Below are 14,518 nucleotides of genomic sequence, written 5' to 3'. Positions count from 1 at the left end.
CCCGCCTCACGCGTCCTTCCAGCGTTTGCGCGCGGGGTACAGGGGCTGCTGGGTGCCAGCCAGCGCGTCGTATTCCTCGCGGAACAGCTTGATACTGCTCAGGACAGGGCCGAGGCAGGCGTCGGCCAGCGCGCAGAAGCTGCGGCCGCCGATGTTGTCACTCATGTCCAGGATGAGCTGCACGTCGCCGGGCTGCCCGCGTCCGGTGACGAGTTTCTGGTACATGCGGGTCATCCAGGAGCTGATGCCCTCGCGGCAGGGGGTGCACTTGCCGCAGCTCTCGTGCCCGTAGAAGCGCACGAGGTTCCAGGTGGCGTTCACGATGCAGTCCGCCTTAGGGATCAGCGTGACCCCGGCGGTGCCGAGCATGCTCCCGGCGGCCGCGACGGACTCGTAGTCCATGGGCGTATCCAGGATCGCGTCCGTCCAGGGCAGCATGGGGCAGCTGCTCCCGCCCGGAATGATGGCCTTCATCTCTTCCAGGGGGCCGCCGGCCCAGTCGTAGATGAGTTCGCGGAAGGTGGTGCCCAGCGGCAGTTCGTACACGCCGGGCCGCGCGACGGGACCGGAGATCTGGAAGAGTTTCATGCCCTTGCTCTTCTCGGTGCCCATGCCCGCGTGCCAGTCCGCGCCGTAGCGGAGGATCTGCGTGGCGGCGCAGAACGTCTCGACGTTGTTGATGGTGGTCGGCAGGCCGTACAGGCCCGCCGCCGCCGGGAACGGGGGCTTCAGGCGCGGGTTGGCGCGCAGCCCCTCCAGCGAGTTCATCAGTGCGGTTTCCTCACCGCAGATGTACGCCCCGGCGCCCCGGTGCACGAACAGCTGGAAGTCGAAGCCGCTGCCGAGGATGTTCTGGCCCAGCAGTCCGGCCTCGCGCGCCTCGTGAATCGCGGCCCACATGCGTTCGGCGGCGTGCACGTACTCCCCGCGGATGTAGATGTACCCCACCGAGGCGCGCATGGCAAAGGCGGCGATGATCATGCCCTCGATCAGCTGATGCGGGTCCTCGGAGAGCAGGTAGCGGTCCTTGAAGCTGCCGGGTTCGGACTCGTCCGCGTTGCAGATGATGTAGTGCGGTTTGCCGTCCTTCAGGGGCATGAACGACCACTTCAGGCCGGTCGCGAAGCCCGCCCCGCCGCGCCCGCGCAGACCGGACTTCTTCACTTCCTCGATCACGGCGTCCGGCCCCATCGCGAACGCGCGTTTCACCGGTTCGTACCCGCCGTTCCGGCGGTAGTAGTCGAGCGTCCAGCTCTCTGCCTGACCGACGTGCGCGTACAGCGTCGGCGCGAAACGCGGGTCCTTCGCACTCGTGATCGGCTTCGGGGGGGTGGGGGCCGTGGCGGTCATGCGTCACCCCCGGCCTGTTCCGGCAGGCGGTGCAGGCCGGTCACGCTCGACCCGATCGCCTGCCCGGTCGCCAGCACCTGCCGTCCGTCCGCGCCCACCGTCACCGGCACCGGGTTGTCCGGCAGCGGCTGCAGGTCGCTTCGCAGCGACGCCAGAATCCGCGCGCACTTACCCGGCCCCACGTTCTCGTAGTACCCGTCGTCGTTGATCTGCATCATCGGCGCGGTCCCGCACGAGCCCAGGCACTCGACCTTCTGCACGCTGAACCGCCCGTCCGCGCTGACCTCGCCCGGCTGCACGTCCAGCGTCTCCACGAGGTGATCCCACAGCTCGTCCGACCCGGCCAGCGCGCACATCAGCGTGCTGCACACCTGCAGGTGATACTTCCCCGTGGGGAGCGTGTGGTACGTCGAGTAGAAGCTCATCACGGACCGCACCTCGGTCGCCGTCGTCCCGCACAGCGCGGCGATCTCCGCCATGCGAGATTCGGACACGAAACCTTCCGCGTCCTGCACCTCGCGCAGCAGCGGCATCAACGCGCTGCGCCGCCCCTGCGGTGAATCCGGGTAACGGCTGAAGATATCCGCCACCAGTGGTTGTTTCTCAGCGAAGTAACTCAAATTGGCTGCACTCCTTGATTGAGAGGACGTCGGGCGCCGCGCTCAGCGGTCCACGTCGCCCAGCACGGGGTCGATGGTGGCGAGAATGGTGATGAGGTCCGCGAACTGCGCGCCGACGCAGGCGTACTCGAGCGCCTGGAGGTTCACGAAGCTGGGGGCGCGGATCTTCACGCGGTACGGCATGCTGCCGCCGTCGCTGACGATGTAGTACCCGACCTCGCCGCGCGCACTCTCGACGGGGACGTACACCTCGCCGGTGGGCGGGTGAAAGCCTTCCGTGACGAGTTTGAAGTGGTGGATGACCGCTTCCATGCTCGTCTCGAGTTCGTGGCGGGGCGGGAGGCTGATCTTGCGGTTGGGGTCCTTGACCGGGCCGGGTTTGAGGCGTTTCAGGGCCTGCCGGACGATCTTGATGCTCTCGCCGAATTCGAGGAGGCGCATGTTGAACCGCGCCAGGGAGTCGCCGTCGGTGCTGGTGATGACGTTGAAGTCGTAGGTCTCGTAGCCGCAGTAGGGGTTGTCCTTGCGGTGGTCGAGGGGCACGCCGCTGGCGCGCAGGTTGGGTCCGGTGAGGCCCAGGTCGAGGGCGACCTCGGGCGGGATGACGCCCACCCCCTTGGCGCGGTCGAGGAAGATGGGGTTCTGCGCGAACAGCGTGGTGTACTCGGTGACGCCGCGTTCCATCTGGTCGAGGAACTTCTCCACGCGGGGCGCCCAGTCGTCCGGGATGTCGCGGTACAGGCCGCCCACGCGGAAGTACCCCTGGTTCATGCGGTACCCGCACACGGCCTCGAACAGGTCCTGCAGGGCTTCCTTCTCGCGGAAGGCGTAGAAGAAGGGCGTCAGGGCGCCCAGGTCGAGCAGTCCGGTCCCGACGAACACGAGGTGACTGTGGATGCGCCCCAGTTCATGAAGGATGACGCGCACGGTGGTGGCCCGCTCGGGCACGTCCGCCTGCAGCAGCTTCTCGACGCTGAGGACGTACGCGAGTTCATGCCCGAAGGAGTGCAGGTAGTCGGTGCGGGGCGCGTAGGTGACGCCCTGCTGGTACGTGCGGTTCTCGAAGGTCTTCTCGAAGCCGGTGTGCAGGTACCCCATGTGCGGGGTGACCTTCACGACGTACTCGCCGTCCATGTCCACCACGAGCCGCAGCACGCCGTGCGTACTGGGGTGCTGCGGGCCGACGTTCAGGCTCATGATCTGCGTGTGCATCTGCCCTTCGGTCTGGCCGTGCAGGCGCTCGGCGCTCGTGGATTCCTGATGGTCGGGCTGCATCTGCTCGGGGGCCAGCGTCCCGCCGGGCGCCTGCGCGCCGTGAGTGGGGGCCGGACGGCTGGGCTGGTCGGTGCTGGTCTTGTCGGTGGTGGTCACTTGGGCCCTCCTTCCGGCATGACGGGCGGCAGGCGGTCCTCGCCGCGTCCCCGGCGGAGTTCGCCGCGGTACCCGGTGAGGCCCGCGTCACGTCCGGTGAGGCCCGCGCGGAACGCGGCCGGGTCGAGGTGGCGGCCGTCGCGGAACAGGGTGGGCGTCTCGCCCAGCGGGAAGTCCTTGCGCAGCGGGTGCCCTTCGAGGTCGTCGGGCGTGAGGACCTTGCGCAGGTCGGGATGCCCGGTGAAGGTGACGCCCATCAGGTCGTACACCTCGCGTTCCAGGTAGTTCGCGGCGCGCCAGATGGGGTACAGGCTGGGCAGGACCTCGCCGTCGTCCAGCCACACGCGCAGGAACACCCTGCGGTGGTCGCGCGGGTGGTAGATGTTGTGCAGCACCGCGAAGCGTTTCGGTCGCGCTTCGGTGTACGTGCTGTAGTCGATGCCGACGGTGTCCATGAGCATGAACCCGTGGTCCTTGAGGGCCTGCGCGGCGCGCAGCAGGTCGCCGGGCGTGACCAGGGCGGTGGGTTCGGCGGCGTGGTCCTCGGTCAGGCCCAGCTCGGCGATCAGTGGGGTGACGTCGCGGCTGGGCGCGGCCGGAGCAGGTGCAGGTGCGGCGGCGGGCGTGACGACCGGCGCGACGCTGGTGCTGGACTGCGCCACCCCCTCACGGCCCATGGGTTTCGCGTCCCCTGGTTTCAGCGGGTCCATGCGTCCACCATCGGCAGCTGCTGCCCCAGCCCGTCGAACGCCTCGCCGCGCACCTTCTTCTGGAGCTGCATCACGGCGTAGATCAGCGCCTCCGGGCGCGGGGGGCAGCCGGGCACGAAGATATCCACCGGGACCACGCTGTCCACGTTCTGCACGATCGCGTAGTTGTTGAACATCCCGCCACTGCTCGCGCAGGCCCCCATGCTGATCACCCACTTCGGGTCGGGCATCTGGTCGTACACGCGCCGCATGACCGGCGCCATCTTCTTGCTCAGGCGCCCCGCGACGATCATCACGTCCGCCTGCCGCGGAGACGCGCGGAACACCTCACTGCCGAACCGCGCCAGGTCGTTGCGGCCATCCGTGCTGCTCATCATCTCGATCGCGCAGCACGCCAGCCCGAACGTCGCGGGCCACAGACTGTTACTCCGCCCCCACGCGACCAGCTTCTCCAGGCTGGAAAACAGGATCCCCTCGGACTCCAGCTCCTGCCAGTCCTTCTCGAACAGTTCTTTTAGCGGCATGGGCGCACCTCCGGTGCGTGGAGATGGTTGATGGTCGATGGTTGATAGAAAACGTGCGTCTCTCCATCAACTGTCAACTTTCTCCTATCAACAGCTCTCAGGCCCATTCCAAGACCTTCTTCTTGAGGATGTAGACGTACCCGACGAGCAGCAGCAGCACGAAGGTGACGGCTTCGAAGAAGGCGAAGGGGATGAGTTTCTGGTAGGCGACGGCCAGGGGGTAGAAGAAAGCGGTTTCGATGTCGAAGATGATGAACAGCATGGCCACGAGGTAGAAGTGCACGGGGAAGCGCTGGCCGGTGCCGACGCCGCCGCGTTCGGGGTCGTTCCCGCTCTCGTAGGCCATGAGTTTGGTGCGGCTGGCCTTCTTGGGGCCGAGGAGGGCGCTGGCGAGGACGGCGACGATGCCGATGCCGAGCGCGACGAGCAGCATGATGACGAAGTTGGCGTATTCGATGGTCGGTCTCCTTTCTGGGTCTGCGCCGATCTCCACACCACCTGCTCGTGAAAAACGGCACTAGGATCTGGAAAAAAAGAGAAGTCCTGAAACGAACTGCACTTCCAAACTGTTGGTACGCCCCTGTTTTATCACGGTTCACACGACATGCAGCCACACACAGCCAACCCCGCCCACGTCAGGCGCGGGTATGGTCAGCACACATGCCCACACCCCGCCCGACCGCCGAGCAGGCCGCCCTTGCAGAACTCCGCTCACCGACCTGCGCCACCACCACCCACTGCGGTTTTCAGGGAGACTGGGGTTTCTCAGTCTTCCTGAAACGAGCAGCGCGAGTCCCCGCCGACATCAGCGATTGGAAGTGGAGTTGAAGGGCGTGCTGTTGGCCCTTCAATGAAACTGGAAAACGCTGCAGTTCTTCGCCGCGCACGTTCTCGAATCCACTGACGGTGAACCGCGCGTCCACGGCGTCCTGCTGGATGGTGACGTGCATCAGGTGCACTTCAGGCCGCAGGGCGAGGACTATTTCCTCGTGGTCATGGTGCGCGCCACACCGGACGGCTGGGACATCCTGGGCGCGCGAGCGTCAGCACGCGCCCGGGTGGCATTGTCCATCGTCAGCCAGACCCTCAGCGCCGAAGACATCACCCGTGCCACCGGGCTGGACCCCACGGACGCCTCCAGTGTCGGGGACGAATGGACACGACCCGGCTTCAGCCCATCACGCCGGACGTTCACCCGCTGGACCCTCTGCCCCGAAGGTCACCACCCCGGCGAGTTCGAGGACAAACTGACGCGACTGCTGGACCTGACGCATGATACGGATTCCGTCTGTTTCGTTAACAACCCGGAACCACACCGGGTTGCCAACTCCACGCCCGGAACCCGTTTCCCTCCTGCTCGCTCCGCTCGGGTTGAAAGTTTTTGCAAACCTTTCAACCGAAGTCCGTATGAGGCCGCGCCGCGCATCCGGACACTGGCTGATACCTGCGACGTCAGCGTGACGGTCGGGTACTGCGGTGACGCGGAACAGATGTGGGGCGTGCCGATCGGGCGGGGCGACCTCAGCCGACTGGTGGCGCTCGGCGCGGGCCTGGACATCGACCTGTACGCGGGTGGTCCAGCCCTGGCCGAGGTGCCCTGAGCGGCCGCCTCCCCGCCTACACCAGCCTGCTTACACCAGTTCGACGAAGTCGTCGTCGTCGGCGTCCTGCGCCAGCGGCAGCGTGAAGTAGAACGCGGCGCCCTTGCCCCGTTCGGATTCCACCCAGATGGTCCCGCCGTGTTCCTCGACCGCCAGTTTGCAGAACGCGAGGCCCATGCCGGTGTCGAAGCGGCCGTGCAGGGTCAGGCGGGACTGCTCGAACGCGGCGAACAGGTTGGGGATGTCGTCGGCGGGGATGCCCTCGCCGTCGTCGCTGACCATGACCTGCACGGCGTCCGCGACGCTCCGGACGCTCAGGGTGATCACGCCGCCCATGCTGGTGTGTTTCAGGGCGTTGCTGATCAGGTTGGCCAGGACGCGGCGCAGGATTTCCGGGTCGACGCTGGCGGGGCTCAGGTCGGGTTCGACGTCCACCCGGACGTGGCGGTCGCGCAGGCCGCTGCCGACGTCGCCCCGGGCGAGTTCGACGACCTCGCGGAACATGGGGGTGAACATCAGTTCGCGCCGCAGGTTCATCTTGCCCGCCTGGATCTTGCGGACGTCGAGCATGTTCACGGTCAGGTGCAGCAGGTGCTGGGTCTCGTCCCGGGCGACTTTCAGGAGTTCGCGGTTGTCCTCGGGAACGCGGGGGTCCTCCTGAACGATCTCCAGGAGGCCCATGACGGCCGCGATGGGGTTTTTCAGGTCGTGGACCAGCATGTGCACCAGCTGGTCGCGGACGCGTTCCTCGTGCTCCCAGTTGTCCATGCGGCGCTGCAGGGTGGCGACGCGGCCCAGCGTGTCCCGGAACTGATGCGCGCGGCCCAGCAGCGCGCGGACCTGGAGCGCCAGCGCCTCGGGGGGGGTGGCGTCGCTGATCAGGGCGTCGACCCCGGCGGCCAGCATCTCGCCCAGCCCCTGGGAGCCCACCGCGAGCCAGTGGGTGCCGCCCAGTTCGGCGCGCTGGCGCAGCATGGGCAGCACCTGGTGCAGGGGCACGCCGGGCGTGTCGGTGTACAGCAGGGCAACGTCGGGGATGGTGACGTGCGCCTCGCGCATCAGGAACTCGGCGCTGGGGGCGTGGATGACGTTCACGCGCGGCAGCAGTGGCGCCAGCGCCTGCGCGCGGGCTTCCTGGGTCGTCACGACAAACACGGTGGGCGTTTCGGGGGTCGTCATGAACTGCCGTTCAGTCTACCCTGCGCGGGCGGCGGACCGTGACGTGCTTCCCTCTTGCGTGTGTGCGCGCGGCTCTAGACTGTGCGGATGCTGCCCGCCCGCTCTCCGTTTGCCCGTCTGGAGGGGTTCCTGCGGGACACGCTGGGGGGCGGGGCGACGCGCCTATATGAGGAGTTGCCGCAGGACGCGCGGACGGTGGACGCGGCGGGGCTGGGCTGGAGTGAGGCGGTCACGCGGGGCTTCGGGTTCCCGCAGGTGTTCGCGCATCAGGCGCGCACGTACGAACTGATGCGGGACGGGAAGCACGTGATCATCACGACGCCCACCGCGAGCGGCAAGACCGGCGCGTTCTTCCCCGGCGTGTTCGACCGTCTGGAACGGGACCCGCGCGCGACGGCGCTGTTCGTGTACCCGCTGGTGGCGCTGGGGCAGGATCAGCGGGACAAACTGCTGACGTTCCGGGAGCGGGGCGGCTTCCCGTGGGAGGTGGCGGCGTTCCAGGGCAGCGCGCAGGGGTCGGCGGTGTTCCGGCCCGGCGTGCGGATGGTGACGGCCACGCCGGACAAGCTGCACTGGTCGCTGACGCAGCCGGGCGTGCGGGAGTTCCTGCGGAACCTCTCGTTTCTGGTGCTGGACGAGGCGCACACGTACCGCGGTGGGTTCGGGAGCGAGGTGGCGGGCATGCTGCGCCGCCTGCTGACCCTGGCGCGGGCGCTGGGCGCGGACCCGCAGGTGATCCTGAGCACCGCGACCATCGGGAACCCGGCGGAGTTCGCGCGGGAACTGACGGGCGTGGACGCCGTGGAGGTCAGCGAGTCGGGTGCGGCGCGGCACGGCAAGCGTTTCGTGCTGGCGGACCACAGGGGGCAGCCGAGGCGGTTCTGGAACGCGGTGATGGACGCCAGCGAGCGGTACGACCTGAAGGTGCTGGCGTTCTTCCGGGGGCGGTCGCGGGCGGCGCGGCTGTACTCCACGTACCGGGCGCAGCCGCAGTACGCGCGCCGGGCGCACCTGTACATGGCGGGCACCAGTGACCGCGAGGGCCGCCTGTCCGAGTTCCGCCGCGCGAGGAGCGGGGTGATGTTCGCCACGAACGCGCTGGAGGCCGGGGTGGACATCGGGGATCTGGAGGTCGTGATCATCGACGGGTACCCCGGGTCGCGCATGGCGTTCCGGCAGATGGCGGGGCGGGCGGGGCGGATCGCGCCGGGGCTGGTGCTGTACCTCCCGGCGCTGAACGAGCAGGGTGTGCCGCAACCGGCGGACGCGTTCTACAGCAACGCGGGGAACTTCCTGGAGTTGCTGACCGGCCCGATCGAGAAGGCGGTCGTGGAGGCGCACAACCCGTACCTGTCGCCCCGGCACGCGGCCCGCGCGAACGACGAGTTCACAGCGGCCGGGCTGCTCGCCCCGCACGAGGCGCAACCCAGCCCGCGCTACTGGAACCTGCGCGGCGAGGGCAGCCTGAAGTTCGCGGTGGTCGAGGCCGCCGAGTGGGAACGGCTGGGCGTGCGGGCGCTGGACCTGCCGCTGGAGAGCCCCAGCCAGCACTACGCCCTGACCGAGAAGCACGAGGGCGCGGTGTTCACCCTGGACGGGCAGGGCTACAAGGTGCTGCGCTGGGAGGAGCACCCGGCGGGGACCGCGATCCTGGTCGAGAAGCACGACGCCGCGAACCTGTTCACGCGCGGCCTGTACGCCATCGAGGTCACCCCGGCCCGCATGGGCGAGTGGGAGCGGCGCGGCCCGCTGGCCTTCCGGCACGGCGAGGTCGTCATCCGCAGGCGGTACACCGGGTACCAGATGCTCCGGCAGGTGTTCGAGCGGGTGTGCGTCGGCTGCGACCGCGAGCCGGGCGAGACCGAGCGCAGCTGCGCCCGCTGCGGGGGCCGCATCCAGGACCGCATGCAGGACCACAAGCTCTCCGAGCACCTGTACGAGCAGCCCACCGAACTGCCGCCCTTCCGCACGAGTGCCTTGGAAGTCGGCGTGGACCCGCGCGCCACCGAGCGGCCCACCGCCGTGGCGCACACCCTCAAGCACCTGCTGCAGAAGGTCACGCCCGAACGCGTGGCCTGCGACGAGAACGACCTGGCGGGCGCGTTCCGCGAGGGGCGCGACACGTACTTCTTCCTGTACGACGACTGGCTGGGCGGCCTGGGCGTCGCCCGGCGCGCGTTCGAGCACATGGACGACCTGCTGCAGCGGGCGCTGGACCTCACCAGCAAGGCGTGCTGTCAGCAGGCGCAGGGGTGTTTCGAGTGCATCGCGGTCAGCCGCTGCTTCTCGCCCACCCTGCCCAGCGGCGAGCGGCGCCCCACCGACAAGCTCGCCACGCGCGCGTTCCTGCAGGGCATTCCCGGCCTGACCGTCCGCCCCGCCGAGGTGCCGGTGCACGACACGGACGACCTCCCGCCCACCCTGCCGGACAGCGCGCCGCTGCCGGACGTTCCGGCGCTGCCGCCCAGCTGGCCCACGCAGGCGCGGGAACTGCTGGACCTGCACGGCCTGTCCCTGCCGGAGGTCAGCGCCCGCCTGGGCATCCCCAGCCGCGAACTGCAACGCGCCGTGAGCACCACCCAGCCGCTGCGGCTGCGGCACCCGAAGTTCGGCGAGGGCGTGTTCATGCAGGGCTTCCATCAGGGCGAGCGGCGCGAGGTGCTGCTGTACTTCCCCGGCGTGGGCCAGAAGCGGCTGCTGCTGAAGTTCGCGGGCCTGACCGTCATCGAGCCGCCCGCCCCTGCACCCACGGCCTGATATGGACTCGGGTTGAAAGGTTTGCAAAACTTTTCAACTCGAGCAGAGCGAGCAGGAGCGAAACGGGTTCCGGACGTGGAGCTGGCAATCCGGTGAGGTTCCGGATTGTCAGCGAAACAAACGGAATCCGTATGACGGGCATGTCTTGACCTGCGGCGCCGCCCGCCCCTATACTCGTACCCGCCTGAAACACACCGTTCGGGTGAGCAGTACAGGGATATGGTGTAATGGCAGCACAACAGATTTTGGATCTGTTTGTCTAGGTTCGAATCCTAGTATCCCTGCCAGACCCAGCGGCCCCCGGAGCGATCCGGCGGGCCGCTTCTGCTGTCCCCCCTGCTGCCGTCCCTGACCCCGCATTCCCATTTCTGATCGGCCGATCATGAGCCAGATCACGTTCCAGCTCATGTTGAGTCAGCCTGCCTTCACCGGGCGTCAGGTGACCTTGCTTACCATTCAGGGCAGGACAACACGCCACCCCGACCAAGCCCCGCACGGCGACAATCACCGCGCGGCCGGGCGCGGCCCGTCCCCTGGAGCACCCCATGAAGAAGCCTGCCCTGCTGATCGCCCTCACCGCCACCCTCCTCGGCACGCTGGCCGCCCCCGCCCTGGCCGCGCCCAAACTCAGCGCCCAGAGCATCATCGTCAACCCCGTCCCCACCGACCTGAGCGTGAAGGTCTGGGTGGACCGCGACACCAGCGGCGACCGCACCCCCGTGTACCGCGTCGGCGACCGCATCCGCATCAGCACCACCGTCAACGAGGACGCGTACGTGTACCTCTTCAACATCAACCCCGACGGCACCACCGACCAGATCCTCCCCAACCGCCTGAGCAGCAGCGCCTACGTCCGCGCCGGACAGGTCCGCACCTTCCCCGACCGGGGCGACAACTTCGTGTTCAACATCAGCGGCCCGCGCGGCATCAACAAGGTCCTCGTGATCGCCAGCCGCACGCCTCTGAACCTCGACCAGCTCAGCAGCTATCAGCAGGGCGAAACCTTCGCCACCGTGCAGCCCAAGACCCAGGCGGGCTTCGCGCAGGCGCTGAGCATCGTCGTGAACCCCGTCGAGCAGCCCGTCCCGCAGCAGAACTGGACCAGCGACACCGTCCGCTACAGCGTCGGCCGCTAAGAGAAGCACCCAGCAACGCGCCCCCCGACGTGGACCGGGGAGGCGCGTTTCCGTCCGTGCGGGCGCGGAGGCGCTGGTACACTCGGCGCACATGCCCAGCCGCACCGAAGCCGTTCAGGAGGCCGTCACGCACATCCAGGCGTGGCTGGCCGACGCTCCCGTGCCGGGCGAGGCGATCGTGCGTCAGGCGATCGTGCTGCGGCTGCTGCACGCGGCGGGTTTCGACATCTGGAACCCGGCGGAGGTCGTACCGGAGGAAACGAACGGCGCCGGGCACCGCGCGGACTTCCTGATCCGGGCGGGCGGCACGTTCGCGCTGGAACTCAAGGGCATGAACGTCACGCTGAGCGCGCGGGACTACCAGCAGGTCGTCACGTACGCCGCCAGCGAGAAGACGCCCTGGGCGGTCCTCACGAATGGGCGGGTGTGGGCCGTGCTGGACCGCCTGCACCAGCCGGGCGGGACCTTCGAGGAACACGAGGTGCTGCGGCTGGAACTGGGCCGCGAGCCGCAGCCGTTCGCGGATGATTTCGCGCTGCTGTTCGACCCGGCCGTGTGGCGCGCAGACGGGGCGCGGGCGGCGGTGGCGCGCGTGCAGGCGCAGCAGCAGCGCCGTCTGGACGAGGCGCGTATTCTGCGCGAGAAGACCCCGGTCGTGGAGGACGTGCAGCGGCAGTTCGGGATCGCGTCCTTCACGCTGGCGGCGCAGGCGGCCGCCGAGATGAACCGCGTCACGCAGCAGGAACGGGACGTGCTGCTGGGCGCACAGACGCCTGCGGACAGCGCAGAGCCAGCCGGGGGTGTGCGCTTCTCGTTCCGCGCGCTGGGCTGCGCGGCGCAGGCCCTCTACCTGCCGGGCGGGACGTGGCGGCTGCTGGCAGGCAGTCAGTGTGCGGCGCGCCGCCGGGACGAACCGGGCTGGCAGAAGTTCATGGCGCGGCGGGACGCCTGGGTGGCCGACGGAACGCTGCGTCCCCTGGACGACGCCCGGCTGGAACTCACCCGCGACCTGGACCTGAAGTCCGCGTCAGAGGCCGCCGCGATGGTCTGCGTGCGGCCCGTGAACGGCTGGGACGCCTGGAAGGACGCACAGGGCCGCCCGGCGCAGCACTGGCGCTGACGCTGACCCTCAGCGTTTCGTGTCGCTGCTGTGGTCGTAGCGGCGGTAGATCAGTTTCTGCACGACCGCGTCGCCCAGCGCGGGGAACAGACCTTCCAGCCACACGAGGGGCCGGTACAGGCGCGGGACGATGGTCTCGGCCCTGGGTTGCAGCAGGACGCGGGCCACGGCGCGGGCGACGATCTCGGGGCCGGGCATGGGGAGGCGGGCGCTGGCGGTCATCTCGCTTTTCACGAAGCCGGGCGCGATCAGGCTGACGTGCACGCCGGTGCCGAGCAGTTCGCGCCGCAGCGCGAGGCTGAAGCCGCGGATGCCGAATTTGCTGGCGGAGTACATGCCGTTCGTCGCGGCGCGTCCGGCGACGGAGCCGATGTTCAGGATGTGGCCGCTGCCGCGCGCCTGGAATTCCGGCAGGACCAGCCGCGTGAGTTCGATGGGGGCCTCCACGTTCACGCGCAGGACGCGCAGGGGGTCGGTGTCGTCCCACCACCAGCCCTTCTCGATGGTGACGCCCGCGTTGTTGATCAGGACGTCGATGTGCCCGAAGTGCGCGTGGGCCGCCGCGATCAGTGCGCGGCGCGAGGCGTCGTCGGTGACGTCGGTGGGGACGGCCAGCACGCGGGCTCCGCTGGGGTCGAGTTGCCGCGCCAGCGCGTGCAGTTCGTCGGCGCGGCGGGCGGCGAGGACCAGCGCGTACCCCAGGCCCGCGAGTTCCGTCGCGGTGGCCCGCCCGATCCCGCTGGACGCCCCGGTCAGGAGCACGACGGGCCGCGCGGTGGGGTGCGTGGGGACTGCGGGCGTCGGCTGGGTCATGGGGGTGATGGTAGCTTCCGGAGCCTCCGCCCGGAAGGGCACCCACGCAGTCCGCAGGAACAGTCAAGGAGGGCTCAGGCGGGCGTCAGCCGCTCGGACGACACTGGGTGGATGATCCCCCGTTCCCTGACCTGCGCCCTGCTCGGCGGCCTGCTGTTGGGCTCCGCGCTGTCCGCCACGCCCATCCCCAGCGTGCCCATGAGCGTTCCTGTCCCCGTCTCCCCGGAGCCGCTGGAGGAGATCCCTCCTATCTCTGCACCTGCCACGGCGCCCCGCCCGGTCCTGCCCGCGGCCCCCTCGAGCGGCGGCGCGACCCAGGCCGTGACGCCCAGCGACCCGCTCTTCACGGCGCAGTGGAACCTCCAGGCGATCCGCATGCCTCAGGCCTGGGCGCTGCAGAGGAGTGCGCCCGTGACCGTGGCGGTGCTGGACACCGGGTTCGTGCGCAGCGCGGAACTGGGGACGCGCGCCGTGAACGGCTACGACTTCGTCACTGACGTGCGCCGCGCCGGGGACGGCTCCGGGCGGGACGCGGACGCCAGTGCCGTCGGCGCCTTCGCGTACCACGGCGAGGTGATCGCGAACCTGATCGGCGCGGCGCACGACGGGCGCGGCATGGCAGGCATCAACCCCGGGGTGAAGATCGTGCACGTTCGCGTGGCCGACACCGACGGGACCATCACCGTCCCCGACCTCGTGGACGGCCTGAAGTGGGCCGCCGGGATTCCCGTGCCGGGCACGCCCGTCAACCCCAACCCGGCGAAGCTGTTGAACCTCAGCCTGTACGCGGACTTCATTCCCCTGACGGGTTGCGACGCGCGCGTACAGGCGGCCGTGGACGCCGTCACCGCCCGGGGCGCCCTGGTGATCGCGGGCGCCGCGAACGACGGGAAGGACGCCAGCGGGTATTCACCCGCCGGGTGCCGCAACGTCCTGACGGTCACCAGCGTCACCGAGGACGGTCAGCGGCCCGGGTACGCCAACTGGGGCCGCAGCGTCGCGCTGGCCGCGCCCGGCGGCGATACGGCGCGCGGCATCCTCAGCCTGAGCGTCAGCGGCCCCGCCGGTCAGCGCACCCCGAACGGCACCAGTTTCGCCGCGCCGCACGCGACCGGCGTCGCCAGCCTGCTGCTCGGCGCGCGCCCCCGACTCAGCCCGTCCCTGCTGAAGCTGTACCTGACGGGCAGCGCCACGCCCTTCCCCGGCCGCCGCTGCGACCCGCAACCCGAACGCACCTGCGGCGCCGGCACCCTGAACGCCGAGGCAGCCCTGAAACGCGCCCTGGCGTCCAGCCTCGGGAAGTGAAACGGGCAGTGAGAAGGGCTGCGGGACCACCG

Annotated in this window: 14 protein-coding genes and 1 tRNA gene; 6 read left to right on the top strand and 9 right to left on the bottom strand. The window is 69.2% G+C overall.

Translation table 11 applies throughout. The annotated features are described in order from the left end of the window. Positions 1-6: 6 nt before the first annotated feature. From nuoF to IEY69_RS11250, 7 genes are all read right to left on the bottom strand, one after another. Positions 7-1,350 (bottom strand): NADH-quinone oxidoreductase subunit NuoF, encoded by a 1,344-nt coding sequence (nuoF, locus tag IEY69_RS11280; protein WP_189073243.1) that lies wholly within the window; start codon positions 1,348-1,350, stop codon positions 7-9. After that, the gene (gene nuoE / locus IEY69_RS11275; RefSeq protein ID WP_189073242.1) at positions 1,347-1,970 is read right to left on the bottom strand and encodes an NADH-quinone oxidoreductase subunit NuoE; all 624 of its coding nucleotides are present in this window, start codon (positions 1,968-1,970) and stop codon (positions 1,347-1,349) included. The genes nuoF and nuoE overlap by 4 nt, the downstream gene beginning before the upstream one ends. Positions 1,971-2,012: 42 nt before the next feature. Continuing rightward, complete coding sequence (gene nuoD, locus IEY69_RS11270) at positions 2,013-3,182, bottom strand: NADH dehydrogenase (quinone) subunit D (protein ID WP_229783900.1); 1,170 nt, start codon at positions 3,180-3,182, stop codon at positions 2,013-2,015. Between the two features lie 155 nt (positions 3,183-3,337). Then, a complete protein-coding gene (locus IEY69_RS11265) occupies positions 3,338-4,051 on the bottom strand; it encodes an NADH-quinone oxidoreductase subunit C (RefSeq protein ID WP_268243865.1) in 714 nt (237 codons plus the stop codon). Continuing rightward, positions 4,039-4,575, bottom strand: a complete 537-nt coding sequence (locus IEY69_RS11260; RefSeq protein ID WP_046843307.1) for a NuoB/complex I 20 kDa subunit family protein — start codon at positions 4,573-4,575, stop codon at positions 4,039-4,041. The genes IEY69_RS11265 and IEY69_RS11260 overlap by 13 nt, the downstream gene beginning before the upstream one ends. Positions 4,576-4,672: 97 nt before the next feature. Next, positions 4,673-5,008 carry an NADH-quinone oxidoreductase subunit A gene (locus IEY69_RS11255; RefSeq protein WP_058975141.1) on the bottom strand — a complete coding sequence of 112 codons (336 nt, stop codon included), beginning with the start codon at positions 5,006-5,008 and terminating at the stop codon, positions 4,673-4,675. A gap of 313 nt (positions 5,009-5,321) precedes the next feature. Next, entirely contained in the window at positions 5,322-5,525 is a 204-nt protein-coding gene (locus tag IEY69_RS11250) for a hypothetical protein (protein ID WP_189073241.1), read from the bottom strand. On the opposite strand from IEY69_RS11250, the gene IEY69_RS11245 reads away from it, so the two are divergent. After that, entirely contained in the window at positions 5,520-6,176 is a 657-nt protein-coding gene (locus tag IEY69_RS11245) for a DUF4279 domain-containing protein (protein ID WP_189073240.1), read from the top strand. The genes IEY69_RS11250 and IEY69_RS11245 overlap by 6 nt on opposite strands. 30 nt (positions 6,177-6,206) lie before the next feature. On the opposite strand, the gene IEY69_RS11240 is transcribed toward IEY69_RS11245, so the two are convergent. Next, the gene (locus tag IEY69_RS11240) at positions 6,207-7,355 is read right to left on the bottom strand and encodes a sensor histidine kinase (RefSeq protein WP_189073239.1); all 1,149 of its coding nucleotides are present in this window, start codon (positions 7,353-7,355) and stop codon (positions 6,207-6,209) included. Positions 7,356-7,442: 87 nt separating this feature from the next. On the opposite strand from IEY69_RS11240, the gene IEY69_RS11235 reads away from it, so the two are divergent. From IEY69_RS11235 to IEY69_RS11220, 4 genes are all read left to right on the top strand, one after another. Further along, positions 7,443-10,112, top strand: coding sequence for a DEAD/DEAH box helicase (locus IEY69_RS11235; RefSeq protein ID WP_189073238.1), 2,670 nt, complete (start codon positions 7,443-7,445; stop codon positions 10,110-10,112). Positions 10,113-10,325: 213 nt separating this feature from the next. Then, a tRNA-Gln gene (locus tag IEY69_RS11230) sits at positions 10,326-10,399 on the top strand. Between the two features lie 258 nt (positions 10,400-10,657). After that, positions 10,658-11,248, top strand: a complete 591-nt coding sequence (locus IEY69_RS11225; protein ID WP_189073237.1) for a DUF4384 domain-containing protein — start codon at positions 10,658-10,660, stop codon at positions 11,246-11,248. 91 nt (positions 11,249-11,339) lie between these two features. Further along, positions 11,340-12,368 carry a DUF4357 domain-containing protein gene (locus IEY69_RS11220; RefSeq protein WP_189073236.1) on the top strand — a complete coding sequence of 343 codons (1,029 nt, stop codon included), beginning with the start codon at positions 11,340-11,342 and terminating at the stop codon, positions 12,366-12,368. 9 nt (positions 12,369-12,377) lie between these two features. On the opposite strand, the gene IEY69_RS11215 is transcribed toward IEY69_RS11220, so the two are convergent. Further along, positions 12,378-13,181 (bottom strand): SDR family NAD(P)-dependent oxidoreductase, encoded by an 804-nt coding sequence (locus IEY69_RS11215; protein ID WP_189073235.1) that lies wholly within the window; start codon positions 13,179-13,181, stop codon positions 12,378-12,380. A 111-nt stretch (positions 13,182-13,292) separates the two neighbouring features. Here IEY69_RS11215 and IEY69_RS11210 point away from each other — a divergent pair, with 111 nt between their 5' ends. Further along, positions 13,293-14,486, top strand: a complete 1,194-nt coding sequence (locus IEY69_RS11210; protein ID WP_189073234.1) for a S8 family serine peptidase — start codon at positions 13,293-13,295, stop codon at positions 14,484-14,486. The last annotated feature ends 32 nt before the right edge of the window (positions 14,487-14,518 follow it).

It is taken from the genome of Deinococcus sedimenti (assembly GCF_014648135.1).
GTDB lineage: Bacteria > Deinococcota > Deinococci > Deinococcales > Deinococcaceae > Deinococcus > Deinococcus sedimenti.
Note: the sequence above shows the minus strand (reverse complement) of the source record. Positions and strands in the feature narration are given on the sequence as shown.

Coding starts and splice junctions, on each gene's coding strand:
- nuoF (WP_189073243.1), bottom strand. CDS start 1,350: ATGACCGCCACGGCCCCCACCCCCCCGAAGCCGATCACGAGTGCGAAG.
- nuoD (WP_229783900.1), bottom strand. CDS start 3,182: ATGCACACGCAGATCATGAGCCTGAACGTCGGCCCGCAGCACCCCAGT.
- IEY69_RS11265 (WP_268243865.1), bottom strand. CDS start 4,051: ATGGACCCGCTGAAACCAGGGGACGCGAAACCCATGGGCCGTGAGGGG.
- IEY69_RS11260 (WP_046843307.1), bottom strand. CDS start 4,575: ATGCCGCTAAAAGAACTGTTCGAGAAGGACTGGCAGGAGCTGGAGTCC.
- IEY69_RS11255 (WP_058975141.1), bottom strand. CDS start 5,008: ATGCTGCTCGTCGCGCTCGGCATCGGCATCGTCGCCGTCCTCGCCAGC.
- IEY69_RS11250 (WP_189073241.1), bottom strand. CDS start 5,525: ATGCACGTCACCATCCAGCAGGACGCCGTGGACGCGCGGTTCACCGTC.
- IEY69_RS11240 (WP_189073239.1), bottom strand. CDS start 7,355: ATGACGACCCCCGAAACGCCCACCGTGTTTGTCGTGACGACCCAGGAA.
- IEY69_RS11235 (WP_189073238.1), top strand. CDS start 7,443: ATGCTGCCCGCCCGCTCTCCGTTTGCCCGTCTGGAGGGGTTCCTGCGG.
- IEY69_RS11225 (WP_189073237.1), top strand. CDS start 10,658: ATGAAGAAGCCTGCCCTGCTGATCGCCCTCACCGCCACCCTCCTCGGC.
- IEY69_RS11220 (WP_189073236.1), top strand. CDS start 11,340: ATGCCCAGCCGCACCGAAGCCGTTCAGGAGGCCGTCACGCACATCCAG.
- IEY69_RS11215 (WP_189073235.1), bottom strand. CDS start 13,181: ATGACCCAGCCGACGCCCGCAGTCCCCACGCACCCCACCGCGCGGCCC.
- IEY69_RS11210 (WP_189073234.1), top strand. CDS start 13,293: ATGATCCCCCGTTCCCTGACCTGCGCCCTGCTCGGCGGCCTGCTGTTG.